The following is a 25,645-nucleotide window of genomic DNA, read 5'->3' as shown; positions in this document are numbered from 1 at the left end:
TTGTAGCTTTCCTTACGTATGGTTTCGGTCTTTGTTTCAATTCTTTTCGAGGTTCAGGTAAAAAGATAAACCAAAATAATAAACAGGGTACAAAAAAGAGCTGTAGATCAAAAATGGGGAGGAATCATCAAAAAAGTAGAGCAGCAACAGCATCTGTATGAAAAACAATCCTCCCAGCATAATGTTCCACTTTTTAAAGCGGGCTGTTTTGGTTGGATAGATGAATTTTACGGGCATAAACGTACCAGCGGCGAAAAGCAGCAAAATACCGGAAGAAAAAGCGGTGGGAAGATCAAGCAGGAAAAGATAAAAAACGACGATATTCCAGTAGGAGGGAAAGCCAAGAAAAAAGTTGTCGGACGTTTTGGCCCGGGTGTTCGAAAACCCGAGGATGCTGCTCAGGGCGCAGGCCAGCAAAATCCAGGGTGGAATCTGTAAAGCGGCATATGCCCAGAGAAGAGGAGCTATAGTCCAGATAATAAAATCGATGATATTATCCATCAACGCTCCATCGATTTTTGGTGCCTCGGTTTTTATGTTGGTTGCACGGGCCAACGTTCCGTCGACCGCATCAATGAGCACCGAAAGGGCCAATATCCATAACGCCCATTGAAAGTAGCCATCATAAATTAAAATGATTGCCCATAATCCCAGTGCCGCTCCGACAGCCGTTAGCAGATGCACACCATATGCAAGTATATTCACACTAAGCCGTTGTAATATTATAAGATACAAGTAGATCTTAATATGGGTTCATCTAAATAAAATAAAAAAAGAAGAACCTTTATAGTCCCACTTTTTACAATAAATGATGAATTTGCAAGCTGCGAGACAGGTTGGGGAAGAATTAGTACAGTTGTCAGCCGGTAAAAACAATGGTGTCGTGTCAAATCCCGGATTTCGGATGTAACTGGCAGAACGCGGCTACCACCAATCAGGCTGATACTTGCAGGGACAGATCATTTGAAGGGACTGTTGGAACACCTACCCTGCGGTCTATCCGCAGTATCCGTGCCATCTGCGTTCCGGCAAACCTGAATTATTATGGTCGACATGGCGCTAGTTTACTCGTATCTGCATGTGCCCGATGGTGTGGCCGAGATAATTGACATCGAACTGCTGCAGGCCGGACGGCAGATTATCCAGGAAGAATTCCCCCTCCTCGTCGGTCACAGTCCACGTTTGCGTGCCTTTGAGCACGATATCTGCATTGGGCAGCGGCTTTTTGGGGTCTCCATGTAGCAATTTTCCGGAAATTACGCCGGGTTTTTCATGTGCATTTACCTGGAGTGCCAGGTTTTTGCCGGGCAGCTTATCGGTTTCTATAAATGCCGGGCCGTTCTCTCTGTTGTCAAAATGGGCCCGTTCCTGTGTCAATTGTTCATATTCCACAGGAATGGCATAATTCACCCGCCTTGATTGCTGATCAGCTCCAATCTGTGTTAAGCGAATCTGCCGGAAGCAGCGCAGGGCCTGCTCGTCGATGGCTCCTTCGATTCCCTTCAGAATTCGAAAGGATTCAGGACCGCTCCTATACTGGAGATCAAATTGTACAATCACTTTGGGTCTGGTGCTGTCACTGTACTGGTGCTGTTCGGTGTTTATGCACTCAAATGAGGGTGTATCTGCGGTATCTGCCACCAGCATGACCGGGCTGGTGATGTAGCGAATCTGCGCTGATTTTTTTGTTGGCGTTGAGATATTATCTCCCAAAAACATCATTCCTGATAAAATGAGAAGGGTTGCCGGGATTGCGACCAGCAGTGCTATACGGAGGTTGGAATGGGTCGTAAACCACGTTCTGTTCTTGTAAAAGGTCAGCGAAGCCCAGGTTATCGCGGCGAGCACCATCCACAGCACAAAGACCTGCAAGAATGTTTGCAGTCCCCAGCTTCCGGTATTTATAAGGTCGAACAAGTCAGTTATTTATTGGTTGTGTTAGGTCCACTGAATCGGCAACTCCCACAGCGATGGTGGGGTCGGGTTCATTGCCGCCATATCCTGTAACAGTTAATGTTGGTCCCCAGTTGGTGGTATCAGCTCGAGAGATCGTTGTATTGGAAACAGGTTTCGACTTGTCTTTATTATGCAGGGAAAATGTGATTGGCATGGCATATTGAACGCGCACGGGCTCACCATTTTGAATTACGGGCTCAAATGTAAGTTGCTTAACACACCGGAGAGACTCCCTGTCAGCCCCTCTGCAATTCCATGGATAATTTCGGGATGTTCCGCCAATCCCTGCCTGTTAACGACAAACCGAACACCAACCTGGCCTTGAATACCAGACGTGCGAGCCTCATCGGGATACGTGATGCATAGTTGTAATGGCCGCATTCCCTTTTTGAGTTTCGGCATTTGATCAACGGTGGTAAAATTTTTTTCTGCGTGGTGTCCGGCCCGGCCCGCAATCCCCAGCAGGCAAGAGCGGCCACTATGCTCCAGATAACGGTCGGGAACCAGAACACGTCAAGAGCACCTGCCCGGTTTCGATTAGTAAGGTGATGCCCAGTCAATGCTATTCTACTAGATTACCTAACTATCAAAAAAATTAGTATAAGTTAATTACCCACGGCTCATACCGTATATGTGAGATCACAATTTGGTCCTGTTCATTTGGTAGTCGATCAAGAGTAAATATCCCTTCATCGTCCGTACTTGCACCGATGGATGTATTTTTAATAATCACATTAGCACCGGGCACTGGATTTCGGGTTTCCTTATCGACTACTTGGGCAGTAATAGAGCCATTTTTACGGGTGAGGTTAACCAACTCAAGCTGCTGATGGTTTACCTCCATTTGTTCAACATTTATTGGGGAATTTGTTTCTGTCTCGGAAGCGGGCAGTTTAAAAGTGATGGGCAAAGAATACTGTACACGCACAGGATTGCCGCGTTGCTTGCCCGGCTCAAACTGGGCCGTTTTAACACAGCGTATAGCCTCTTCATCAGCTCCGCCGCCGATGCCTCGTATTATTTGGGGGCTTTCAACATTCCCTTGCTCATTTACAATGAACTGCACGATTACGCGGCCTTCGATACCCGCCCTGCGCGCTTCTTCCGGATAATTCACGCATTGCTGAAGACTGGTCAATCCGCCTTTGAGCTCGGGCATCTGCTCCACAACGACAAAGAATTCCTTTTCCGCCTTCTGCGGTTGCTGAACTTCGTCTGGAGATTTCAGATCTGAGAAAGCTTTTTCTTTGTTCAATAAATTAAGGATTACAACTCCGTTAGCGCCTTGTTGTCCATATTTTTCTATGGCCTGTTCTCCCTTGTATACATTTAACGCCTTAATATATTTTCCCTTAATCCTGCTTATTTTTTGACTTTCCTCGGTTGTCGCAAATTCTTCTGTATCGTAAGTACCATCCAGATCAGTATCTTCTCTGATGATATACAGGGGCTGCTTTTCCCCTTCAAGATGTTGTATCTGGGCCTGGGTTTGTTGTAATTCGCTGTTTGTGATACCATTATCCTGGAGATCGCTACACGCAATAATTCCGGATACTGCCAGCAGCAGCGCCAGGCTTACGATTATACTTTTCTTGAACGGCCGGGAGGTGTTATTAAAGGTTGTCATGGTCTTGATGCGTTTTTGGAGTGTGGATTTGTTTACGGACATGCTTACCAGTTGCCGGGCATAGGCCTCTTGACGGGGAGCGAGCTCAAACAGCAGCTGGGCGTACTTTTTCCGGGATATTGTCTGATCGGTGAGTACGTCGGAATCGCAGGATATTTCCCGGGCTTCCTTGATCTCCCGATCGTAGGCATGAATGAGCGGGTGAAACCAGAGCAGCGATCTCATCACCGTCATGAAACCGTTGACCAGGAAGTCACCGCGTTTGATGTGCATCAGCTCGTGGCGGATCGCCATCCGGCATTTTTCGGGCTCTCTTTTGAGGAAACCTGGAATGATGATAACCGGCGCGCGCCAGCCAAAGGTGAAGGGAATCTCCGTATCATTAGAATAAGCTACGGAGACTGTTTTGTAAATAGAGTTGGCAAACTTGTGGTCTTCTGCATTTAACAGGGCCAGTCCCCGCAGGTTGGTTGTATCAAGGGTTCGGGCAAACCGGGTGATCCGGGAATAATGCCATCCTGTACGTGCCAGCATGACCAGGCAGATGAACGCTGTTATGGATGTCACCAATCCAATCCAAAGATAGGGATCGCCCCACGCGATTGAATTGGCGGGACCCGCTGTGGCGCTGGATACAACGATGGGATTTTGCAATACCAGCAAGGAAAACTGGCCCGCGGCCTCAGGGGATTTCGTAAAAAGGCCACTGAGCCAGCCTATGGGAAAAGAAGCCAGAATTCCGATCGGGATGCCCGACACAAGGGCCACCCGCAGGTGATACTGGTAGAGTACTTCTCGCGGCTCTTTCCACTTCAATAACAGGTGAACCAGCAGTGCAAACAGGCTCCAGATGAGCAGTGGGAACCAGAATCTGTCGAGGCTGAGGTGTCCCCATTCAGTAACGAGGCTTGTCAGTTCTGTCATGGCTAGTCCTCCATGTCATCAATCATTTTCCGGATCTCTTTCCGCTCTTCATCGGAGAGCTCTTCACTTTTTACCAGCGTCTGCACCAGTTCCATCGGCGATCCCTTGAATACCTTGGAGATCAGGTCCCGGACCAGGCTGGATTGCACCGATTCCGGTTTTTGGGCCGGTCGGTATACGTACCTGACCCCATCTTTGTGATATTTAAGATACCCTTTGTCGGCCAGGTTTTTCATGACGGTCATGATGGTGGTGTAGGCCACCTCGCGGGATTCCAGGATCCGTTCCTGTACCTCCTTTACGGTGGCTTCCTCCAGTTCCCAGACATGGTGCAGTACTTCCATTTCAGTTTCTCCAAGCGGAGTCAGTGATTTTTTCATAACGGGCTGTTTTTTTCTGGTGATTTTTTTACTACTGAGTTAATACTAATATAATAGTATTAGGGTAAATGTCAAATTGGCTTGTTGATTTAGTGGAGGAGTAAGCAGGAATACCCATTATTCCGGTGGTTGTAAACTGTTATTCAGCGATAGGACCGAGGGTGCCTGCCAGAACGGTTTCAAAGGAAAGATTCCTGGATCCTTGCATCTGAATCGCCCATCCAGTGTTGCAGGATACGGACGGCTCATGATACAGCTTTTTGTTGGAGATATTCCGAGGATAGAGGGAATACCAGCCTCCGGCTATTTATCGCAGCAATTCTCGTGCTCGGGAAACAGCATCACCGGGGGTGGAGGCGAAGTGGAAGCAGGGCGAATCGAACCGTTTAAGAAAAGTGGCAGAGGCCTCTGATTGATTGAGCAGAATCACGTTTCTACCGGCTTTGGCGGCCAGTAGCACTTCTGAGATGGTGCCCATCCCCACACCGCAGGCGATAACGACATCCGAGGTCAGTACATTTACATTGTTACGCGCGCTGCCGATGCCGGTAGCGATGGGTATATCTATGCTGGGCGACATGCCTGAACGATCGCCAGTGGGGAGCACGCCAACCGTCAGCCCGCCGCCTTCCTTCGCCCCGCGGGATGCAGCATCCATTACCCCAGCCCGGCGACCACCGGTCAGCAGTACCCAGCCTTCAGCTGCAATCAGCTGTCCCAGTTGCGTGGCGGCGTCGAGAACCTCCGGCGGTGCGTCGCCGGGTCCCATAACACCGATAATTGTTTTTGCCATGATTCAAAATTTGATTACTGTTTAACAGGATTCCACCAATACGAAGAAACGCCAGGGTAAGTGACAGAGGGTGCTGAAAAACCGGTGTTTTGCAACACCCTTTAAACAAATTGATCTTTATCCTTCCAAATAAAAATTTTATTTATAATCTTTTGAACAACTTACTTGGGATATCAACAGCTCAACCACTTGCCCTGTACATTATTATTGCGATATGGGAATATCAACAACCATGAAAAATTATTCTACCATGTATCAGAAGAACCGGTTTCTATACTGGCCGCGGTTTCTATCTCTTTTTTTTGCGGCCCTCCTCATTATATCCTGTACAAACCAGAAAAAATCAGAAAATAATATGAGTGAAGCTGCTCCTTCAATAACCAAAGAACTGTTCGGAACTCTGGAAGATGGACGGGAGGTCTACCAGTTCACCCTCGCCAACGCTCACGGGATGGAGGCCGATATCATTAATTACGGAGGTATCGTCACCGCTATCCGGGTTCCGGATGCGGACGGTGCCAGCGCCAACGTGGTACTGGGGTTTGACTCCCTGGAGAAATACCTGGGCGGGCATCCCTACTTCGGGGCCATTGTCGGTCGGTATGGTAACCGTATTGCGGGAGGAACGTTTTCGCTTGATGGAACCACCTACGAGCTGGCCAGAAATGATGGCGAAAACCACCTGCACGGCGGGGAGCAGGGATTTGACAAGCGACTCTGGGAGGCGGAGGTCGTAGATGGTTCGCTGCATCTCAGCTATCTGAGTGAAGATGGAGAAGAGGGATATCCCGGAAACCTGGAGGTCGCCGTAACCTATTCGCTGACCGACCAAAACGGGTTGAAAATTGAGTATGAGGCAACCACCGACAAGGCAACGCCGGTGAACCTTACGAATCACAGCTATTTTAACCTTTCAGGGGATCCCTCGACAACGATCCTCGACCACGTGCTGACCCTGCATGCCGATCATTATACACCCGTAGACGAGGGACTGATACCGACTGGTGAAATTGCCTCGGTGGAGGAAACGCCATTTGACTTTACTGAGCCCCAGGCCATCGGCTCCCGTATTGATGAGGTCGAAGGCGGGGGATATGATCACAACTTTGTGCTCAACGGACCCCAGGATTCGCTCCGCACCGTAGCAACGGTGTTTGATCCCGATACGCAGCGACAGATGCAGGTTCTGACAACGGAACCGGGTGTCCAGTTTTATACCGGTAATTTCCTGGATGGTAGTCTGACCGGATCCGATGGCACTGCTTATCAGCGGCATGCGGCGTTCTGCCTGGAAACCCAGCATTTTCCCAACTCTCCCAATGAACCCGATTTTCCATCCACTATTTTGAAACCGGGGGATACCTATCATACGACCACAATCTACAGGTTTTCGGTACGCGAATAATCAGCGTAAGTGGGGTTGGTAAAAAATGCCGTATCCCGGTTTTACAACGCATTTACAGACTGGCCAGCAGGGCTATGGCACGTTAGAAAGATGCTGCCTGGGGTAATGGTTACTTCCCCGGATAGATACTGATGATGGAAATATCCCTGGTTTTTTTGATTTCAGGTTCTGTAAATTGACCGAGATTAAGTCGAGCTGGGAGAACAGGAATGGGGCCAGATCATATCGAGTATAAACAGGATGAGACTAAACCGAATCTGACCAAATGATAAAAGTGCCAGCCAAATCAGTAACCGCTTTCATCCTAGCGGGAATGGTCCTTGCAACGGCCGTTCAGGGACAAACGGTTACGAAAGCCGATTACGAGCGGGCCAACCGGTTCCTGTGGGAAAATGTGGATACCCTGGTATTCCGATCGGAGGTCGATCCCCGCTGGGATGACAGAACCCCGGTGTTCTGGTATGAACTGGATACCCGGCGCGGAACGGAATATGTTCTGGTGGATGCCGAAAATGAGTTAAAAAAGCCTCTGTTTGATCACGTTGCCATTGCCCGCGGACTTTCAGAGCTGCTGGATAAGAAACTGGATCCGTATGACCTTCCGCTAGAGGAGCTGGAATACCGGCATGCTGATCGGGTGATGACGTTTGAAGCCGGTAATCAAACGTGGAGAGTCGATCTGCAGACACTTGATATCCGGGAGGTGGAAGCTCCCGCGACAGACGATCCCGACTGGGTATCAGAGCGGCTGCTTTCTGAGTCGCCGGACGGCCGGTGGACGGTCACCCGAAAAGAGTACAACCTTTGGCTTAAAAACAACAAGTCGGGCCGCACGTTTCAATTGACGGACGACGGCACCGGGAAACAGGTGTATGGGGCATCGTTGCCCTGGGCCTGGAAAAAGCGGGAGGGGCCAACCGAGGGAGAGCGGGAACCGCTTAGACTCAGCGTGTCATGGTCAGAGGATTCCCAAAAATTGGTCGCTCACAAACTGGACCTGACTAAGGCCAGAAAGATGTACCTGCTGCAAAATGTCCCCGGGGAGGGATTCCGTGCCCGGTCCTATTCCTATTATCGCGCACTACCCGGTGAAGACAGCGTGGCAACACAGGTTCCCTTTGTCTTTGATGTCAAAACAAGAGCACAAAAACGGCTGCAGGTCGGCCCGTATGACGATATTATCGCCGGCCAGTGGCGATGGTACGGGGAGGGCAGCAACAAACTGCACATGCTGATACACGAACGGGGGTACGGTTCCGCCACACTGCTGGAGGCCAATCCCGAAACCGGGAAAGTCGATACGGTATTTCGTGAGGTGAGCGATACCTACGTGGATCCCAATAAAATACACCTGGAGATATTGCCGGAGACGGAAGAAGTCATATGGCTGTCGGAGCGGGATGGGTGGAATCATATCTACCTGTACGACCTGAACAGCGGAGAGGTAAAACAGCAGGTGACGAGCGGTGAGTTTGTCGTATATGATATTGAGCATATCGATCGTGACAACCGGCAAATATTATTTACGGCTGGCGGAAGGGAATCGGACCGGGATCCCTACCTGGAGCACCTGTACAGGGTCAATTTTGACGGTTCGGATCTGCAATTGTTGACCCCGGAGCGGGCGACGCATGATATTACGTTCTCATCTGATCACCAGTATTTTGTGGACAATTTTTCGCGCGTGGATATGAAACCGCGATCCGTGCTGCGCCGAACCGCCGACGGGAGTAAGGTGATGGACCTTGAGACAGCCGATATCAAAGATCTGCAGGCTGCCGGGTGGCAGTATCCCGAACCGTTTAAACTCAAGGCGCGCGATGGGAAGACCGACATCTACGGGGTGATCTACCGTCCATCCAATTTTGATCCCGATAAGTCATATCCCGTGATTGACGGAACCTATTCGGGTCCGCAGGCGGTGCGTACGCCCAAAAGCTTTGCGGGAGGCTACCGCAACAGTGATCAGCCACTGGCCGAACTGGGCTTTATTGTCATTAATGTGGATGGACTTGGCACCGCCGGCCGATCAAAGCGGTTCCAGGACTATTCGTGGAAAAACCTGGGAGATATTGGGGGACCCGACCATATAAAGACAATTCGCGAACTGGCGGAACGATATCCTTATATGGATACAAGTCGCGTGGGCATCTATGGACACTCGGCCGGGGGATATGATGCGGCACGGGCGATCCTGAAATACCCGGAATTTTATAAAGTGGCGGTTTCTTCCTCTGGAAATCACGACCACCGCGTGGCAAAAGCGTGGTGGCCGGAGCTCTACATGGATTACCCGGCCGGCCCCCACTACGAGGAGCAGTCAAACCTGAACCTGGCAGGCAACCTGGAGGGAAAGTTGTTACTCGTACATGGTGATATGGATGATAATGTTCATCCTTCAGAGACCTACATGATGGCGAATGCACTTATTGAAGCCGGCAAGAATTTTGATATGCTGATTATGCCAAACAAAACGCACGGCCTGGGCGGTGAGAACAACTATTTTACAATCAAACGCTGGAACTATTTTGTGGAACACCTGATGGGCGCAGAGCCGGTCTGGCATTACGCATCGGAATGACTGAGGGAAGGGTGGTGTTGAAAACATCGTAAGTGCGAAAACAAGATTGGCAATCTCTGATGAGAACCATCACTGGGTTATTTACAACCACATTACCTGAATTTTGGGACAGCTACAATGGTTGAATTTGATGGTTCTGAAATCAGCTGATCCAGGTTGAAATTTAAAACCAAATCTTGAAAGGAGCGGGATAAAGATGCGAATTTCGGTTACTCTCATATTCCTGGCAATGTTGGCTTCAAATGTTATGGGGCAGTCGGCCAGTTCAAACCAGGTTGCGGAACTGGTAAGGCAGTATGAAGCCGATACCGAAAGCATGGACCGGGCTTATGCGCTGGAGGAATCACCGGTCTATTACGGTCGGATGGAGCGGTTTTACAGGCAGTGGCTGGCGCGGCTTGCAGGTATTGACTACGAGGCACTGAACGTGCAGGAGGCCGTGGATTTTATCCTGCTGCGGCGCGATATCCGCAGAGATCTGGAGAAGGTTCGGCAGGACCAGTTGACATATGGTGAGGTCGATTACGCACTGAAATTTGCGGATATTATCGCAGAACTCCAGCAAAAACGGAGTATCGGGGAGAACCTGGAAGGGCAGTGGTTTGCCGGGCAGATGCACGCGCTTGCTGAATCGATCCGTGACAACCGGGATGCGGTTCAGAAGAAGGGACGCCTGGCTCCGGCACAGTCGCGCCGTGCCGCTGAGATTGCGGAAAACCTGCATGAGACGATTGAGCATGTCTACCAATTTTACGATGGGTACGATCCCGATGTGACCTGGTGGGGCGAAAAATCGTACGAAAATGTCGATACCACGCTGGCCAATTACATTACCTTCCTGGAAGAATGGAGGGTGGATCAGTCGCACCGGGATGACGGGAGTGGTATTATCGGCACGCCCGTGGGCGCTGAAAAGTTGCAGCAGCTGCTGGATTACGAGATGATTCCGTACACACCGTCCGAGCTGGTTGAGCTGGCGAACAGGGAATATGCCTGGTGTATGGAAGAGATGCTCAAGGCTTCCCGTGAGCTCGGTTTCGGGGACGACTGGCACGCCGCCCTGGAGCATGTAAAGCAAACGTATGTTCCGCCCGGAGGGCAGCCGGAGATGATCTATGACCTGGCTGTTGAGTCTATTGAGTTCCTGGAGCAGCGCGAACTGCTGACCATTCCCGAGCTGGCAAAGGAGACATGGGACATGGAGATGATGAGTCCCGAACGCCAGCTGATTAACCCGTTTTTCCTGGGTGGGCGGGTGATACGGATTTCGTATCCCACCAATACGATGGCCCAGGAAGATAAATTGATGAGCATGCGCGGAAATAATCCCCATTTTTCGAAAGCCACTGTACATCACGAGCTGATCGCCGGACACCATCTGCAGGGCTTCATGATGGATCGCTACAACACGCACCGAGAGGCATTCTATACGCCATTTTGGATCGAGGGATGGGCCCTGTACTGGGAGCTGCAGCTGTATGACATGGGGTTTCCCGATTCCCCGGAAGATCGCATAGGAATGTTGTTTTGGCGGATGCACCGGTGTGCCCGCATCATTTTTTCACTGAGCTTCCATCTCGGGGAGATGAGTCCACAGGAGGCGATTGATTTCCTGGTGGAAAAAGTGGGCCACGAACGGGCCAATGCCGAAGCGGAAGTGCGGCGGTCGTTCGCCTCAACGTATCCGCCGCTGTACCAGGCAGCCTACCTGCTGGGTGGACTTCAGATTCGCTCGCTCTACAACAGCCTGGTCAGAGACGGGGATATGCCGGTCAAAGAGTTTCACAACCGGATTCTCCGAAACGGGGCCATGCCGATTGAGATGGTCAAAGCCATACTGACCGGGGAAAAACCTCCGAAAGATTTTAAAACAAACTGGCGGTTTTATTCCAACCTCGAATAAGGCTTGCAACGAGATGAGTAACCTGAATTTTCATGGTGAATCGATGTTCAGTAAGTTATCTTTGAGAATCATTGGCAAAAGCAGCGTGTTGGTAGTGCAAAAAAATCGATAGTGGGCTAAAACCGGTTTTAAACGTCCAATGCCTGTTAATTCGTGCTTGTACAATCAAGTAAACAAATGACTTCAATTTTTAATTTATAAACCAAAGACTATGCTTGCAGGAAAAATCATAAGATCTTTGCTGGTATTCCTTTTTCTGTGTACTAGTTCGCTGGTGGCCCAGCAGAACAGGGTTATTGTCAACGCCGATCAGGGCGAATACACCATTAGCCGGCATATCTACGGCCAGTTTTCAGAACACCTCGGCCGTGGAATATATGAAGGTATTTGGGTTGGGGAGGATTCAGATATCCCGAATACTGAGGGGTATCGTACCGATGTGTTGAAAGCACTACAGGAGCTGGAAATCCCCAATATCCGCTGGCCGGGCGGCTGTTTTGCAGATGAATATGACTGGAGAGATGGCATCGGTCCCCGTTCGGAACGGCCCAAAACCGTGAACACTCACTGGGGCATGGTTACCGAAGATAACAGTTTCGGAACCCACGAGTTTCTTCGACTGACCGAACTGCTGGGAGCCGAGCCCTACATATCGGCGAATGTAGGCAGCGGCACGCCGGCACAGATGCAGGACTGGGTTGAATACATGACCTACGCCGGGGAGAGCGATCTGGCGAACCTTCGCCGGCAGAATGGCCGCGAGGAGCCGTGGAAGATCAAATTTTTCGGGATCGGGAATGAAAGCTGGGGATGCGGAGGCAACATGACGGCCGACTATTACGCAGACTTGTATCGCCGGTATCAGACCTACGCCAAGGACTACAGTGGAAATGAGCTGTATAAAATTGCCAGCGGCTGGTCGAATGCTGAATATGACTGGACGGAGACGGTGATGCGCGAAGCCAATGATATGATGGATGCGATTTCCCTGCACTATTATACCGTTCCCGGACCCAGCTGGGAAAACAAGGGCCCTTCCACCGGGTTTGGGGAAGAGCTGTACTTTGAAGGGCTGAAAGCCTCCCTGGAGCTGGATCGATATATTGAAGGGCACGCTACCCGGATGGATAAATATGACCCCGAAAAAAGAGTGGCCTTGGCGGTTGACGAATGGGGCGTGTGGACGGATCCGCTTCCCGGTTCCAGGTCCGGGTTTCTCTATCAGCAGAATTCCATGCGCGACGCGCTGATCGCCTCGCTCAGCCTGGATATTCTCAATGCTCACTCCGACCGGGTGCGCATCGCCAATATTGCACAAACCGTCAATGTACTGCAGGCGATGATTCTGACGGACGGTCCCCGAATGATAAAAACACCGACCTATCACGTATTTCACATGTACAAAGTGCATCATGACGCCACGCTGTTACCGGTCAAGGTAACCTCTGCCGATTACCGCTACGACGGGGAGAGCATACCTGCGATCAGCACCACGGTCTCCCGCAATAAAGAAGGGGTAATTCATATCACGGCCAGCAACACGCATGCCAGCGAATCCCAGGAGATAACATTTGATCTGCGGGGAACAGATATTGATCGAATTATTCCCGGACGCCTGCTAACGGCAGACCAAATCAATGCGGTCAACACGTTTGAGGACCCCGACAATGTATCGCCGGTGATGTTTGACGATGCGACAATAAGCAACGGCACAGTTAGTATGACACTTCCTCCCCGTTCAATTGTGGTGTTTGGCCTGCAGTAAGTGCATCAAAATACAAAAGGAGAGGCCGGGTTGACAGGTAATGTGAATTCGGCCTTTTTATTTTTTTGGAACTGTTGAGAGTCTGCAACACCGTAGGCACTAACCTGGATTTCACCACGAAATTTGTTCTTCAGCAAGGCAAAGGGGGAATGGCAGCGAAGACGCAGCTATGTACGTTGAGCCGGTGATGTTCCCTTTAACGCAGTTGAAGGGCAAATCTCGCAGCGCTTTACACCCTGTCAACTAAAAAGTTCGGTAATACATATGATGTTAGATACTGCCTGCCATCAGGGGACATGATTTTTGCATACATTATTGTGAGGGTTATTGCCAGAGCGCTCTTGCAGACGGTCGTTTACTGCAGTGGTGACTCATTTATGCATCCGAAAACCGGATTTTGTTAAAGACTACAGGCGTCTTTCAATGCGCCAGCGCTGGATATGTGGATAACATTCCCGTGATTTCAAATTTGCTATAAAAAATCGATCTAATTAAGTCAGACTATTTGCTCTTTTATTTGTTGTGTACTTAATTGCGTAAAGACTTAACAATTAATGGGATAAACGCCCTTCTGGCATGTTTTGTAATTGAAGTGTTAAAAAAAGAAAGCCTTATGAGTAAAGATAAAACTACTCCGGGCGAACCGGAAAAACAGCAAGGCACTGATGCGGGAGAGATTGGGAATCCAGAAATTGAACGGGAGATCTCCCTCGAGGAGTTTCAGCCTACCGGAACCCTTACGCTGGTCCTCCTGTATTTTGTCATCATCGTGCTTATGTGGATCTTCATGTATTTTGTGGAATTCGCAGGGAACAGCCCGTCCATCATGAATTAACAAATCATCAATATCTATGCATATACACAAGTTTGAACGGTTTTGGATTAAACTGTCGTTTGTGGTGATCGCTTTTTTCATAGCAACGGTGGTCTATGGATTTGTAGTCATGGACCTGAAAGTTATCGGTGCCAGTGAGACGCTGGATCCCCAGGATCTCGGAGGCACACCGTTTGACAACCCCGGTGTCAGGGAAGTGACCAAGAACGGGGTTACGGAGTATGAAGTATATGTGCAAACCATACAGTTTGCCTTTATACCGGGGACCAGCGAGCCGATCACAGTTCCGGCCAACGCCAAAGTTACCTTCTATATTACCAGCCCGGATGTACTTCATGGATTCGAGGTGGCAGGGACAAATTTAAATACGATGACCATTCCCGGCCAGGTGGCAAGGTTTACTACTATTTTCCCTGAACCCGCGTCCTATGGTATCGTCTGCAACGAGTACTGCGGGCCGGCTCACCATGTAATGGAAGGTAAGATCAACGTAGTTCCTCAATCTGAGTTTGACGAAAATTATCTTGTACAATGACATTCTTACAACAGTATCCCAAGGCAGCAAAGGTTGCGAAGGCAAATTTCATTGTAGCATTTATTGCACTGGCGATCGGGGGCTTTTTCGGTTTTGTACAGGCCCTTCACCGTACCAATATGTTCAGGGGCTTTTTTAATTCTGGTGAATATTATACGCTGTTGACCGGCCATGGTGTGCTTCTGGCCATCATCTTTACCACCTTTTTTATTGCCGGTCTTTTTGTCTGGGGTGTCACGCGAAGCCTGGAGCGAGAGCCTGAGAATATGGCGTTTACCTGGTCCTGGTTCTGGCTGATGGTCGTTGGGCTGGTGATGGCCACAGTTGCAATTTTGGGGGGACTCGTACCCGGCAGCTCAATCCGTGCAGCCGTGCTTTATACCTTTTACCCGCCGTTGCAGGCACATCCGCTCTTTTATTTCGGCCTGGTTTTCGTGATTGTTGGATCCTGGATGGCGGGAGCCGACTGGTTCCGGTCGTATCTAAAATGGAGAAAAGGCCACCCTTCAGAACGAATTCCCATTCTCACCTTTATGGCACTGTTTACCATGCTGATGTGGTATGTATGCACCATCGGGGTGGCGCTGGAAGTGTTGGTCCTTTTAATTCCATGGTCGTTGGGCTGGGTTACCGAGATTGATCCCCTGCTGCCCCGTACATTGTTCTGGTATTTTGGTCACGCTGTGGTTTATTTTTGGCTGCTTCCGGCCTACTACGTCTGGTATGCCATACTGCCAAAACTGTCGGGGGGACGCCTGTTTAGTGACTCCATGACGCGGGTTGTGTTTGTCATCTTCCTGATCCTGTCGACGCCGGTGGGATATCACCACCAGTATGCGGATCCCGGTATTTCAGTGGGATTTAAGTTTTATGCCATGGCTACCACGCTGCTTCTGCTCCTTCCGAGCCTTATAACCCTGTTTACCGTGGTTGCGAGCATGGAGCACGGCGCACGACAGCGCGGGGGGAAGGGCTACCTGGCATGGATCGGTAAACTGCCGTGGGACAGTCCGGCCTTCGCGGGATGCGCACTGGCAGGCATCATGTTTGCCGCCGGTGGCTTCAGCGGGATGATCAATGCCTCCATGAATATCAACCTGCTTATTCACAACACGCTCTGGGTGCCCGGTCATTTTCATCTGACGGTCGGTACGGCGGTGGCGCTCACCTTTATGGCGATCAGTTACTGGCTGATACCCCAGCTGACAGGCCGAAAGCTGAAGTTTAAAACACTCGCCTTGATTCAACCCTATACATGGTTTTTGGGAATGACGCTAATGTCGAATGCGATGCACCGGGCGGGTCTGGCCGGCATCCCGCGCCGCACTGCCGAACCGGAATACACCGGGTTTGAGTTTGAAGCCGTATTTGGGACGATTGCAGAAATGAAGTGGCAGATTGGCATTGGAGGTACCATTCTCTTTATCTCGCTGATCCTCTTCCTGTGGGTGATCACCGCTTCCTGGATGGCCGGCGAAAAGTCGGATCAACCGGTGAACGATCATATCCCGGAACCGCTTTCGGGTCCCGAGCACACGCCGGCGGTGCTGGATAATATAAAGCTTTGGCTGGGATTGGCTATTCTGCTGGTTATTCTGGCGTACTCATTCCCATTGTTCGAAATGGTTCAGGATGGGCTCTTTTCGCCGGGTGCCCTGCCCCGGCCGTCTTGATCCCGGTCATGAGAGTGATCGTTTTCTCACGGCAACAACAGGAAGAACTGGAGGAATTCCATTTGTTTGGAAAGGGCTCTGCCTATCGTAAAATCTGTGTTTGGGATGTGAATATAAAAAAGCTCTTTCCGGCTTGTGGTTTTTTTTAAAATGGCTTCCGTTCTTGAGTCGGCATTTGATGGGATAGGAGCAAAGGCGAAGTGCGGCTCCGTTCAACCTGTCAGCGTTGTCACTTTTTGCTTCGATAGATGGAATTCCAACATGCAGAATCCGGTTAAAGATAGTCTATGCAAGATGCCTCTTCCTCAAATAATGAATCGGGTCGTTCTAAAAAAGTGTGGTTGCGCGTGCTTATTGTCGTAGCCGTCGGCATTCCCGTCCTGATTGAACTTTCAACGCTTTTCAATTTATTAAAAGTTCAATTTTGGGGCGCCGAGGAACCGGCAGAAGCGCAGGTTCAAACGACAGAATCGGCTAAGGAATATGTAGAAGGCGACACCCTTTTTGTCGGGGCTGATTCCCTGTATGCCCTGCACCTCAAGGAGATGCGTGTCGATGTCAGCCCGGCAAGCTGGGAGTTCAGCTTAATCTTGAGTGCTTCAACATCTGCGGAAGCTGAAAAATACCAGGTTGAGCTTGACAGCCTGCTGCTGAGAAGTGGACAGGTGCTGGCAGGCCGGGGCGTGCTGGAGTGGAGCAGCCTTCGCGAAGGGGAGGTGTCGGAGGTAACTGAAAGATGGGAGGTCCCCAACGGGGATATCCCGGATCGCCTGTTTTTGAGAGTCTCGCAGAGGTCAGATTCGGCCGGGACTGAAGAGCATCTCAGTCTGAATCTCGGGCCGATCCCGGTACGCTATGACCAGTGATGTGGCCTGCTCAAAATTGAGGCTTCGGGTGGATAATCTTGCTTAAGTCGTGGTGTCGCCACGGCGGCTCTGCCCTTCCCAATCTCCTCTCAGTTTCATGCTGCGCGATGAGTTCGTCACTACCAGCAAGCTGCTGGCTGCCATTGCAAGTGCGGCAAAAAGCGGGTTGATTAGCCCGGCTACGGCAAGAGGAATAGTCGTGATGTTATAGAGAAACGCCCATCCCAGGTTTTGCCGAATTCGCCGTTTGGTCAGGGTTATAGCCATAAAGGCGGAAAAAATATGTTCCAGGCGATCTCCCGGAATTACGATTTGAGCTGATTCGGCAGCGATAGCTGTAAGATCACCAAATGCGATGCCGAGGTCGGCTTCAGCCAGGGCCAGGGCATCGTTGCTGCCATCTCCCACCATGGCCACGGTCCCGAAACTGGATAACTTCCGGACAATTTCTGTTTTGGATTCGGGACGCGCACCTGTAAATAAAAAGTCGGGATCCAGCTTTTGCCTGAGGGGACGAGCAGCTTCCTCGCTGTCGCCCGTAATGATTGCGAGGTCAATGCCCGCCGCTTTTATGGTGGCTGCCAGTGAAGGCGCCTCCGCGCGCAGTTGATCTCCTACAACCAGGATGCTCCGTATACGTCCCTCCCAGGCAACGGCAACCGGTACGTAGCCGTTTTTGCGGGCCCTGGTTATTTTCTCCCAATTTTCCACAGAAATATGTACCGACTGCTCCCGGAGCCATTCCGGCTTGCCAATATGTACTGCCCGGTTTTCGACAATGCCGCTTACGCCCGAAGAGTAGCTGCGAAAGTGATCCACCGGAAGGTCGATTTTCCCGGCCTGGCCGGCGATTGCCTTGGCCAGCGGGTGCGAGGAGTACTGTTCAATGGCCTGCGCGTACCGGAGAGCGGCGGGTTCGGTGCCTTTATCGAGGAGTTGCATCTGGCCGGTCGTCAGCGTTCCGGTTTTATCCAGCGCAAGGATGCGGGGCATTTCCCGGCCTTCAAAAACGGAGCCCGTTTTAATGATTATTTTTTCATTTAGCGCCTCCCTGAGGCCTGATGCCACCGCCAGCGGGGTTGCCAGGCCCAGGGCACAGGGACAGGATACAACCAGTACAGCCAGGGCAGAAAGAAGGGAGGCGGTCGATCCCATTCCCATCGAAAGGTGGTATGCAAAGGTGAGGGCCCCCAGTACCAGTACGCCAGGCACAAAATACGCAGCAATGCGGTCGGCAATTCGCTGTTTCCCGGACCGGCCGGCCTGTATATCCCACATCAGGCGAATCATCTGTTCGATAGTGCTCTTTACGGTGGAACCCGGCTCAATAGTGAGTGCGTTCTGGGTCAGGATGGTACCGCTGAGCACGTCATCCCCGGTATGTTTGGAGACCGGCTTTGACTCTCCGGTAATAAGTGCTTCATTTACCACTCCTTGTCCCTCAACCACCACGCCATCCAGCGGAATCCGTTCCCCGGCCTTTACGATGATTTGATCCTGCGGGCGGACTTCCTGGATGGCGACCGAGGCAATGGTCCCGTTTCGCCGGACCCGGGCCCGCCTGATTCTCTTTTCCATCAACTGGGACAGCAGCTTGTTTTTACTCCTTTTTATCTGGTTTTCGTAATGCTGCCCGATTGACACCACCATAACGATCGCCATTGTCACGTCAAAATATACTTCTGTTGTTCCGGTCAGCAGTGCCCCGGTACTGTACAGGTAGGCACTGAGAGCAGCAATGGCAACAAGCAGATCCATATTCGGCTTCGCAACCGAAAGCGATACCCATGCCCCACGCAATATGGGAAACCCGGTATAGAAGAGTACAAAAGAGCTCATCACAAAAATATTCGATACGAAGAACAGCTTTTCTGCCGTGGTCAGGGGCATGATGCTTTCTCCGTTGAGGTAGGTGGGATACAGGAAAAGTACATAAATCACTAGCCCAATAATGCTGAAAAATCCGCCGATCACCAGGCTTGCAATCGTGTTTAGCTCATCTTCCCGGTGTTCACTTTCCACCGGGCGCGCCCGGTATCCCATTCGGCTGAAGAGAGGGGGGAGGTCCTCCCCGGTCAGCATGTCGGGATCGTAATAAATTTTAACCAGTTCGGTAGCGTAGCTGGCCTCACATTTGTAAACCCCGGGTTGGCGTTTTGCCAGGGTCTCGATAAAAGACTCGCACGTTGTACAGTGCATGCCGCTGACTTTTAGAAACGCCTCCCGGCAGGAGTCGGGTGGTGCTTCTGCATAACGCTCCTTTTTTTTGCGCCGGGCGGCCTCTTCCCGCACCTTCTGCGCCTGCTCGGTATCCAGATCCCGCAAAAGTTGCTGAACCCTGAGACATCCTGAACAGCAAAATCGCCCCTCGACCTCTTTATCCGTAAAAGGAGATTCGGGCAGGGGAAGATCGCAAAGCGTACAATGATTATTCATGCATGACGGTATTGAAAATTGGGACTTTTACAAAAATAAAGGCTTTGATCATCACATCCATTCCTGAATTTGTAGATGACCAATGATATAGTTACTGTTAACCGAATCAAATGTTAATAAAAATGTATGAGGATGGATTTCAAAAAAATATCGGGCATAGCGGGATGGATAATGCTGCTGGCTTTTTGGGTGGTTGCTTCTCCGGTAACAGCGCAGGACGGTGCTGATGAAACGTTGATGTTGTGGCCCGGGGGCGTACCCAATGCCGAAGGGGAAACCGACCAGGATAACCCCACCCTGACGGTCTTTCTTCCAGAAAAATCGAGTGCAAACGGAACCGGGGTTGTGATCTTTCCGGGTGGAGGGTACGCGCACCTTGCGATGGAAAAGGAGGGATATAAAGTGGCCCGCTGGCTGAATGAGCAGGGAGTGGCGGCCTTTGTCGTAAAATACCGGCTTGGAATGCGCTATCACCATCCATCCCCACTCAATGATGCACAGCGAGTCATCCGAACGGTTCGCGCCCATGCTGATAAATGGGGCGTACAGAAAGATAAGTTGGGTATTCTCGGGTTTTCGGCCGGGGGACACCTGGCATCTACTGCCGGCACGCATTTTGACATGGGGGATCCCCGTGCCGCGGATTCGGTCGAGCGCCAGTCCTCTCGCCCCGATTTCATGGTCCTTGTTTATCCCGTTGTGACGATGCAGATGGACTACACGCACCAGGGTTCTCGCCGGCACCTTCTGGGCAACGACCCGGACCGTCAACTGGTGGAGTACCTTTCCAATGAAAAACAGGTGACCGGGCAAACCCCGCCCGCCTTTATCATCCACGGCACGAACGACACCGCGGTGCCGGTGCAGAACAGCCTGCAGTTTTATGAGGCACTGCTGGAACATGAGGTACCGGCGGAAATGCACCTGTTTGAGGACGGTCCCCACGGTTTCGGACTGGCCCCGGACGACCCGGAACTGTCGACGTGGACCACCCTTTGCGAGAACTGGATGCGAAGCAGGGAGCTCATAGATTGAATTATTGAATTGTTGAATTGTTGAATTGTTGAATTATTGAATTGTTGAATTATTGAATTGTTGAATTATTGAATTGTTGAATTATTGAATTGTTGAATTATTGAATTGTTGAATTATTGAATTGTTGAGAGAAGTGGGAATGTTGGTTGAAGTCTCCTTGTTTTCTGCTCAACATTCTAAATTCTAATAGATCCTGGTACTTCAAATTCAATGGAAAATCTTAAAAAAGTTTCTCGTGCTGATATTGATGGCATGCAGAAAGTGCCGCGCCTGAAGCTGGTCAATTCGCTTTCCGGGTTCAAGAGTGCGAACCTGGTGGGAACGCTAAGCGGTGAAGGGGTTGAAAATCTGGCCATTTTCAGTTCTGTCATTCACGTGGGATCGAACCCGCCGCTGCTGGGGTTTATGCTGCGCCCTGTGACGGTGCCCCGGCATACCTACGACAATATCAACGCCGGCGATGGATGGTACACTATTAATCATGTGAACAGGGATATTTACGAGCAGGCGCATCAGACTTCGGGAAACTACAGGGAGGATATTTCCGAATTTGACTGTTCGGGCCTGACGCCCTGGTATTCAGATAGCTGTCCCGCCCCGTATGTACAGGAGGCGCGTATTCGAATCGGGCTGAAGCTGGTGGAGGAACATCTGGTTGAGGCCAATAAAACCCGCCTGTTGATCGGTTCGGTAGAGGAGGTCTGGTTCCCGGAATCATCATTGGATCAGGATCACAACCTCAACATTGAGGAGGCGGGTACCATCGCGCTCAGCGGAGTAGACGGGTATCATACAACATCCCGCCTGCAGAGACTGGACTATGTGCGGCTGGAGCCCGGACAGAAACGCCCGGGAAAATAAATTATCTCCATCCTGGGTCTCTGGTGTTATGATGATTAACATCAGCTCGGGAAAAGAAATAATATCCATGCTGTTTATATAGTCGTTGGATACTTTGCTGATAGGGTTCGTTTTATCAACGATGAAAAAACGAACCCGCAACAATCACCGGCGGGTGAAATTTTCCTCGCGTTTTCTCCGCCACAGTTAAAATCATTGAACTCGATCCTAATACTGCTGCGACTGTCCGCTCCGTACCACCCAGACCTGGTTCACCTGAGGCACAAGCGAGACGCTTGCGCCAGAACACCGGTATTAAGGGTTTCTTAATGCTCCGGCTGTGGTCACTTACCGACAAAATTTTTGAGGCCGGCAAAAAACCTCTTCTCGTTCTTGTGGTATTATATTTCTTAACCCGGGTTCACGTATTATTAAGATTGTTGCGTCCCTGTTTTCCAGGTTGAAGCAGGTCGTCACCCCTGGACATCGAGGAGAGATACTCATATTCAGTCACCAAAGATCCGACCTGGCCCTGCGTTCCATACGCTTCCGGGTGACTGATTTTACCGCCTTCGTACGCGGTATAGGTCAGGGTTCCCAGTGCAATAAGCGCGGAAAGCAGGATCGCCCCCGTCAGCGTTTTTTGGTATCGCGGGTTAAGATTGGGGTTAAACAGGCAGACAAGACTCAGCACACCGGTGATGATGGTAAACCAGAACGCAATTTCAGCCGCTTCTTCATGCTCGTGGATCAGGTCGTGCGAGGCGATCGACTGCTCTTCCACAATATCTTCAGCGCTTTCGCCCGTTTCCATGGCAACATAGCCGGAGATCGCCCCGACAACCAGTAAAATATACGCTATGTTTTTTATCGATGGGTTGGCCCTGAAAATTCCCCACAGTAAAATAAGGAGTCCGAAAAGCGTACTGAAAATGGGCAGGTGATTGACGATTAAGTGATAGTGCGCAGCATTCATAGGGATAGCTCCGTTTCAGTTAAAAGTATCTTCTTCCTTTTCCAGGGTTTTGCCCTTCTCCATCCAGTGGTAGATGGTGGGCAGCACCAGCAGCGTAAGCATGGTTGAGGTGATGAGTCCCCCGATAACGACCGAGGCAAGGGGGCGCTGGACTTCCGAGCCCGGTCCGACATTAAACGCCATCGGGATAAATCCGAGGCTGGCGACAAGCGCCGTCATCAATACCGGCCGCAGCCGGTCACTTGCACCCTGTATGACCGCCGTTTTCAGGGATTCGCCCTCTTTTCGCAGGTCATTCAGGTGAGAAACAAGTACAATGCCGTTGAGGACCGCCACCCCGAACAGCGCCACGAACCCGATACTTGCGGAGACCGAAAGGTAGAGTCCCCGCAGCCACAGGATGAAAATTCCGCCGGAGAGGGCGATCGGCAGGTTCAGGAAGATGAGCATTGTAAAACGGAACTTGCCAAACATCATATACAACAGGCCCACAATAATGAGCAGGGAAATCGGCACTACGATCAGCAGGTGGTTCATTGCCCGTTGCTGGTCTTCGAAAGTACCGCCGTACTGGATGAAATATCCCGCCGGGATATGAATATTGGCATCAATAGCCTCCATCAGGTTTCCTACGTAGGTGCCGGTATCGACACCCCTGATATTGATCCCAAGGATTGTGCGGCGCCAGCCGTTTTCGCGTGCTATCTCGCGGGGTCCTTCTTCTGCATAAATGTGGGCCACCTGTTTCAGGGGAATATATCCGCCGTCCGGCAGCTGCAGGGGGACGTCCATGATATCCTGGAAATTATCCCTGAGATCTTCCGGCAGCCGTACAATAATATCGAAACGGCGCTGGCCCTCAAATATCTCCCCCGCGGTACTTCCCCCGATGCCGGTTTCAATGACATGCTGAACATTATTGACATTCAACCCGTAGGAAGCGACCGCCTCACGGTCGATCTCAACATTGAAGTAGGGTTGACCACTGCTTTGTTCCAGGTAGTGGTTGTCGGTCCCTTCAATGGTACTGAGTATGCCGGAAATCTGTTGGCCGACCGCCTTCAGCGTGTCCAGGTTTTCTCCAAAAATTTTGACCGCGAGGTCCGACTTTACTCCACTTGTCAACTCATCCACGCGCATGGCGATCGGCTGGGTAAAATTGTAGGAGAGTCCCGGTTCGGTTTCCAGGTAGGGCCTGATCTGGCTGATGATATCCTGCTTGGTTATACCTCCGCGCCACTCCTCCCTGGGTTTGAGTACAACCCACACGTCGGTCTGGTGGACGCCCATCCAGTCGTTGGCCAGGTCGGAGCGGCCTGTTTTGGGTACTACCGTTTTAATTTCGGGAATATTTTCGGTGAGTTGTCCCGCCAGCCAGTTGGCATTGGTCACCGATTCATCAAGAGTGACGGAAGGCATCCGGACCTGTTCAATCAGGATGGATCCCTCATCCAGCTCGGGCAGAAACTCCGTTCCCAGGAACGGCATCAACGCCACTGACGCGGCAAAAACGGCAACCGCCGCCCCCACCGTAATTCCCTTTTGGTTGAGGCTCATTTCAAGAAATTTCTGGTAGCGCGGGCGCAGCCAGTTGATGACATAGTTTTTGCGGACTTTGACTCCCTTGCGAAAGAATATTGCCGTTAACGCCGGGACGTAAACCAATGCAAGAATGAGGGAGCCGAACACCGCTGTGGCTACCGTAATAGCCATCGGCCGGTAGAGGATGCCCTCCATGCCTGAGAATGTCATTACAGGTACATACACCATCAGGATAATCAGCACGCCGAAAAAGATGGGGCGGGCCACTTCATGTGCTGCCTCCCGTATCACCTGGAGACGCGACTTTTCAGCTCGGTCTTTATTCAATTTGTGCACGATATTTTCCACCATCACCACCGACCCGTCTACCACCATCCCAAAGTCGATAGCACCGAGACTCATCAGGTTGGCCGCCAGCCCGAGCTGCTCCATGCCGATAAACGCAAAGAGCATCGACAGGGGAATTACGGAAGCCACAATCAGGGCCCCGGTAATTTCGCCCAGCAGAAGCAGCAGCACGGCGATGACAAAAAACCCGCCCTCCACCAGGTTGGTGACAATCGTGTCGGTCGTGCGGTCGACGAGCTCAGACTGGTCGTAAAACTTTTCAATATATACACCTTCGGGCAGGCTTCTGTTGACCTCCTCGATTTTTTCATCGATATCGCTTATTACTTCCCGCCCGTTGCCCCCGCGCAGCATCATGACGATGCCGGTCACTATTTCTCCATGTCCATCCTGGGTTACGGCCCCCTGGCGCAGTTGGCGGCCAAGCTGCACGTCGGCTATATCTTTAACAAATATCGGCCGGTTGTCGAGCTCTTTTACGATGATATCCTCAATGTCTTTCGGATCCCCGATCTGGCCAAATCCGCGTATGATATACTGCTCCCGGTTGTGCTCCAGGTAATTGCCCCCCGATACACTGTTGTTATTTTCGATGGCGCCGGTCAAATCCTTCAGCCCGATGCCGAAATTCCTGAGTTTGTCGGGATCTACCGTCACTTCATACTGTTTTACAAAACCGCCGAAGGAGTTAATTTCAGTAACGCCATGTACCGTTTTCAGCTGGGGAGCAATAAGCCAGTCCTGGATGGTTCGGAGTTCAGTCAGGGAGTGCTGGTCGCCCCGAACGACATACTGCACGATCTCCCCGAGAGCCGTTGAAATGGGACCCAGCTGGGGCGAAGAGACTCCTGCGGGGAGTTCGCCTGCAACACTCTGCATGCGCTGGCTGACCTGCTGCCGTGCGAAGTAGATATCCGTACCCTCCTCAAATTCAATGGTGACCGCTGAAAGTCCAAACTGAGAAATGGAGCGCACTTCTTTAATATCCGGCAGACCGTTCATGGCCGTTTCGATGGGATAGCTTACCAGCCGTTCCACATCGTATGGGGAATAACGACCGGCCTTTGTAATGACAAGCACCTGTACCGGGGTGACGTCAGGCTGGGAGTTGATCGGGATGTTGGATAACGAAAAGATCCCCCCGGTGGCCATCAGCACCACCAGCGACAGGGCAACAAATTTTTGTCGAAGGCTGAAATCGATAACTCGGTTTAACATAATGGCA

The 25,645-nt window shown here is 51.0% G+C and carries 19 protein-coding genes; 10 read left to right on the top strand and 9 right to left on the bottom strand.

Going from position 1 to position 25,645, the window contains the following annotated elements:
- Nucleotides 1–36: 36 nt before the first annotated feature.
- From ACG2E4_RS11495 to ACG2E4_RS11470, 6 genes are all read right to left on the bottom strand, one after another.
- The gene (locus ACG2E4_RS11495) at nucleotides 37–705 is read right to left on the bottom strand and encodes a CDP-alcohol phosphatidyltransferase family protein (protein WP_395260277.1); all 669 of its coding nucleotides are present in this window, start codon (nucleotides 703–705) and stop codon (nucleotides 37–39) included.
- Nucleotides 706–1,059: 354 nt separating this feature from the next.
- The gene (locus tag ACG2E4_RS11490) at nucleotides 1,060–1,917 is read right to left on the bottom strand and encodes a carboxypeptidase-like regulatory domain-containing protein (RefSeq protein WP_395276647.1); all 858 of its coding nucleotides are present in this window, start codon (nucleotides 1,915–1,917) and stop codon (nucleotides 1,060–1,062) included.
- 228 nt (nucleotides 1,918–2,145) lie between these two features.
- Nucleotides 2,146–2,337 carry an energy transducer TonB gene (locus ACG2E4_RS11485; protein ID WP_395276664.1) on the bottom strand — a complete coding sequence of 64 codons (192 nt, stop codon included), beginning with the start codon at nucleotides 2,335–2,337 and terminating at the stop codon, nucleotides 2,146–2,148.
- 214 nt (nucleotides 2,338–2,551) lie between these two features.
- Nucleotides 2,552–4,507: a TonB family protein gene (locus tag ACG2E4_RS11480; RefSeq protein WP_395260281.1), complete on the bottom strand. Its 1,956-nt coding sequence runs from the start codon at nucleotides 4,505–4,507 to the stop codon at nucleotides 2,552–2,554.
- A gap of 2 nt (nucleotides 4,508–4,509) precedes the next feature.
- Entirely contained in the window at nucleotides 4,510–4,887 is a 378-nt protein-coding gene (locus ACG2E4_RS11475; RefSeq protein ID WP_395276646.1) for a BlaI/MecI/CopY family transcriptional regulator, read from the bottom strand.
- Nucleotides 4,888–5,194: 307 nt separating this feature from the next.
- Nucleotides 5,195–5,680 carry a TIGR00725 family protein gene (locus ACG2E4_RS11470; protein ID WP_395260285.1) on the bottom strand — a complete coding sequence of 162 codons (486 nt, stop codon included), beginning with the start codon at nucleotides 5,678–5,680 and terminating at the stop codon, nucleotides 5,195–5,197.
- A gap of 355 nt (nucleotides 5,681–6,035) precedes the next feature.
- On the opposite strand from ACG2E4_RS11470, the gene ACG2E4_RS11465 reads away from it, so the two are divergent.
- The 8 genes from ACG2E4_RS11465 to ACG2E4_RS11430 all read left to right on the top strand — a co-directional run bounded on the left by ACG2E4_RS11465 (nucleotide 6,036) and on the right by ACG2E4_RS11430 (nucleotide 17,243).
- Nucleotides 6,036–7,085 (top strand): aldose epimerase family protein, encoded by a 1,050-nt coding sequence (locus ACG2E4_RS11465; protein WP_395276645.1) that lies wholly within the window; start codon nucleotides 6,036–6,038, stop codon nucleotides 7,083–7,085.
- Between the two features lie 265 nt (nucleotides 7,086–7,350).
- Entirely contained in the window at nucleotides 7,351–9,666 is a 2,316-nt protein-coding gene (locus ACG2E4_RS11460) for a DPP IV N-terminal domain-containing protein (RefSeq protein ID WP_395276644.1), read from the top strand.
- Between the two features lie 229 nt (nucleotides 9,667–9,895).
- The gene (locus tag ACG2E4_RS11455) at nucleotides 9,896–11,569 is read left to right on the top strand and encodes a DUF885 family protein (RefSeq protein ID WP_395276643.1); all 1,674 of its coding nucleotides are present in this window, start codon (nucleotides 9,896–9,898) and stop codon (nucleotides 11,567–11,569) included.
- A gap of 211 nt (nucleotides 11,570–11,780) precedes the next feature.
- Nucleotides 11,781–13,334, top strand: a complete 1,554-nt coding sequence (locus tag ACG2E4_RS11450; protein WP_395276642.1) for an alpha-N-arabinofuranosidase — start codon at nucleotides 11,781–11,783, stop codon at nucleotides 13,332–13,334.
- Nucleotides 13,335–13,947: 613 nt separating this feature from the next.
- On the top strand, nucleotides 13,948–14,169 hold the full coding sequence (locus tag ACG2E4_RS11445) for a hypothetical protein (RefSeq protein ID WP_395260294.1): 222 nt from the start codon (nucleotides 13,948–13,950) through the stop codon (nucleotides 14,167–14,169).
- Between the two features lie 16 nt (nucleotides 14,170–14,185).
- Entirely contained in the window at nucleotides 14,186–14,704 is a 519-nt protein-coding gene (locus ACG2E4_RS11440; protein WP_395276641.1) for a cytochrome C oxidase subunit II, read from the top strand.
- Nucleotides 14,701–16,377 (top strand): b(o/a)3-type cytochrome-c oxidase subunit 1, encoded by a 1,677-nt coding sequence (locus ACG2E4_RS11435; protein ID WP_395276640.1) that lies wholly within the window; start codon nucleotides 14,701–14,703, stop codon nucleotides 16,375–16,377. The genes ACG2E4_RS11440 and ACG2E4_RS11435 overlap by 4 nt, the downstream gene beginning before the upstream one ends.
- A 287-nt stretch (nucleotides 16,378–16,664) precedes the next feature.
- A complete protein-coding gene (locus ACG2E4_RS11430) occupies nucleotides 16,665–17,243 on the top strand; it encodes a hypothetical protein (RefSeq protein ID WP_395276639.1) in 579 nt (192 codons plus the stop codon).
- A 42-nt stretch (nucleotides 17,244–17,285) separates the two neighbouring features.
- Here the strand turns inward: ACG2E4_RS11430 and ACG2E4_RS11425 are convergent, their stop codons facing one another.
- Entirely contained in the window at nucleotides 17,286–19,679 is a 2,394-nt protein-coding gene (locus ACG2E4_RS11425; RefSeq protein ID WP_395276638.1) for a heavy metal translocating P-type ATPase, read from the bottom strand.
- A 132-nt stretch (nucleotides 19,680–19,811) separates the two neighbouring features.
- On the opposite strand from ACG2E4_RS11425, the gene ACG2E4_RS11420 reads away from it, so the two are divergent.
- Together ACG2E4_RS11420 and ACG2E4_RS11415 are read left to right on the top strand one after the other, a co-directional pair.
- Complete coding sequence (locus tag ACG2E4_RS11420; RefSeq protein WP_395276637.1) at nucleotides 19,812–20,714, top strand: alpha/beta hydrolase; 903 nt, start codon at nucleotides 19,812–19,814, stop codon at nucleotides 20,712–20,714.
- A gap of 210 nt (nucleotides 20,715–20,924) precedes the next feature.
- Complete coding sequence (locus ACG2E4_RS11415; protein WP_395276636.1) at nucleotides 20,925–21,575, top strand: flavin reductase family protein; 651 nt, start codon at nucleotides 20,925–20,927, stop codon at nucleotides 21,573–21,575.
- Nucleotides 21,576–21,975: 400 nt separating this feature from the next.
- On the opposite strand, the gene ACG2E4_RS11410 is transcribed toward ACG2E4_RS11415, so the two are convergent.
- Nucleotides 21,976–22,530, bottom strand: coding sequence for a DUF2231 domain-containing protein (locus tag ACG2E4_RS11410; protein ID WP_395260307.1), 555 nt, complete (start codon nucleotides 22,528–22,530; stop codon nucleotides 21,976–21,978).
- A gap of 15 nt (nucleotides 22,531–22,545) precedes the next feature.
- The gene (locus tag ACG2E4_RS11405; RefSeq protein ID WP_395276635.1) at nucleotides 22,546–25,638 is read right to left on the bottom strand and encodes an efflux RND transporter permease subunit; all 3,093 of its coding nucleotides are present in this window, start codon (nucleotides 25,636–25,638) and stop codon (nucleotides 22,546–22,548) included.
- Between the last annotated feature and the right edge of the window lie 7 nt (nucleotides 25,639–25,645).

This window comes from Halalkalibaculum sp. DA384 (assembly GCF_043951955.1).
Lineage (GTDB): Bacteria > Bacteroidota > Rhodothermia > Balneolales > Balneolaceae > JAMQKA01.
The sequence above is the reverse complement of the archived record's forward strand: the minus strand, read 5'-3'. Positions and strand labels throughout refer to the sequence as shown.

Bases quoted from the DNA above. Each gene is read 5' to 3' on its own strand.
- ACG2E4_RS11485 (WP_395276664.1), bottom strand. From the start codon at position 2,337: ATGCGGCCATTACAACTATGCATCACGTATCCCGATGAGGCTCGCACG.
- ACG2E4_RS11480 (WP_395260281.1), bottom strand. From the start codon at position 4,507: ATGACAGAACTGACAAGCCTCGTTACTGAATGGGGACACCTCAGCCTC.
- ACG2E4_RS11475 (WP_395276646.1), bottom strand. From the start codon at position 4,887: ATGAAAAAATCACTGACTCCGCTTGGAGAAACTGAAATGGAAGTACTG.
- ACG2E4_RS11470 (WP_395260285.1), bottom strand. From the start codon at position 5,680: ATGGCAAAAACAATTATCGGTGTTATGGGACCCGGCGACGCACCGCCG.
- ACG2E4_RS11465 (WP_395276645.1), top strand. From the start codon at position 6,036: ATGAGTGAAGCTGCTCCTTCAATAACCAAAGAACTGTTCGGAACTCTG.
- ACG2E4_RS11460 (WP_395276644.1), top strand. From the start codon at position 7,351: ATGATAAAAGTGCCAGCCAAATCAGTAACCGCTTTCATCCTAGCGGGA.
- ACG2E4_RS11455 (WP_395276643.1), top strand. From the start codon at position 9,896: ATGTTGGCTTCAAATGTTATGGGGCAGTCGGCCAGTTCAAACCAGGTT.
- ACG2E4_RS11450 (WP_395276642.1), top strand. From the start codon at position 11,781: ATGCTTGCAGGAAAAATCATAAGATCTTTGCTGGTATTCCTTTTTCTG.
- ACG2E4_RS11445 (WP_395260294.1), top strand. From the start codon at position 13,948: ATGAGTAAAGATAAAACTACTCCGGGCGAACCGGAAAAACAGCAAGGC.
- ACG2E4_RS11440 (WP_395276641.1), top strand. From the start codon at position 14,186: ATGCATATACACAAGTTTGAACGGTTTTGGATTAAACTGTCGTTTGTG.
- ACG2E4_RS11435 (WP_395276640.1), top strand. From the start codon at position 14,701: ATGACATTCTTACAACAGTATCCCAAGGCAGCAAAGGTTGCGAAGGCA.
- ACG2E4_RS11430 (WP_395276639.1), top strand. From the start codon at position 16,665: ATGCAAGATGCCTCTTCCTCAAATAATGAATCGGGTCGTTCTAAAAAA.
- ACG2E4_RS11425 (WP_395276638.1), bottom strand. From the start codon at position 19,679: ATGAATAATCATTGTACGCTTTGCGATCTTCCCCTGCCCGAATCTCCT.
- ACG2E4_RS11420 (WP_395276637.1), top strand. From the start codon at position 19,812: ATGGATTTCAAAAAAATATCGGGCATAGCGGGATGGATAATGCTGCTG.
- ACG2E4_RS11415 (WP_395276636.1), top strand. From the start codon at position 20,925: ATGGAAAATCTTAAAAAAGTTTCTCGTGCTGATATTGATGGCATGCAG.
- ACG2E4_RS11410 (WP_395260307.1), bottom strand. From the start codon at position 22,530: ATGAATGCTGCGCACTATCACTTAATCGTCAATCACCTGCCCATTTTC.
- ACG2E4_RS11405 (WP_395276635.1), bottom strand. From the start codon at position 25,638: ATGTTAAACCGAGTTATCGATTTCAGCCTTCGACAAAAATTTGTTGCC.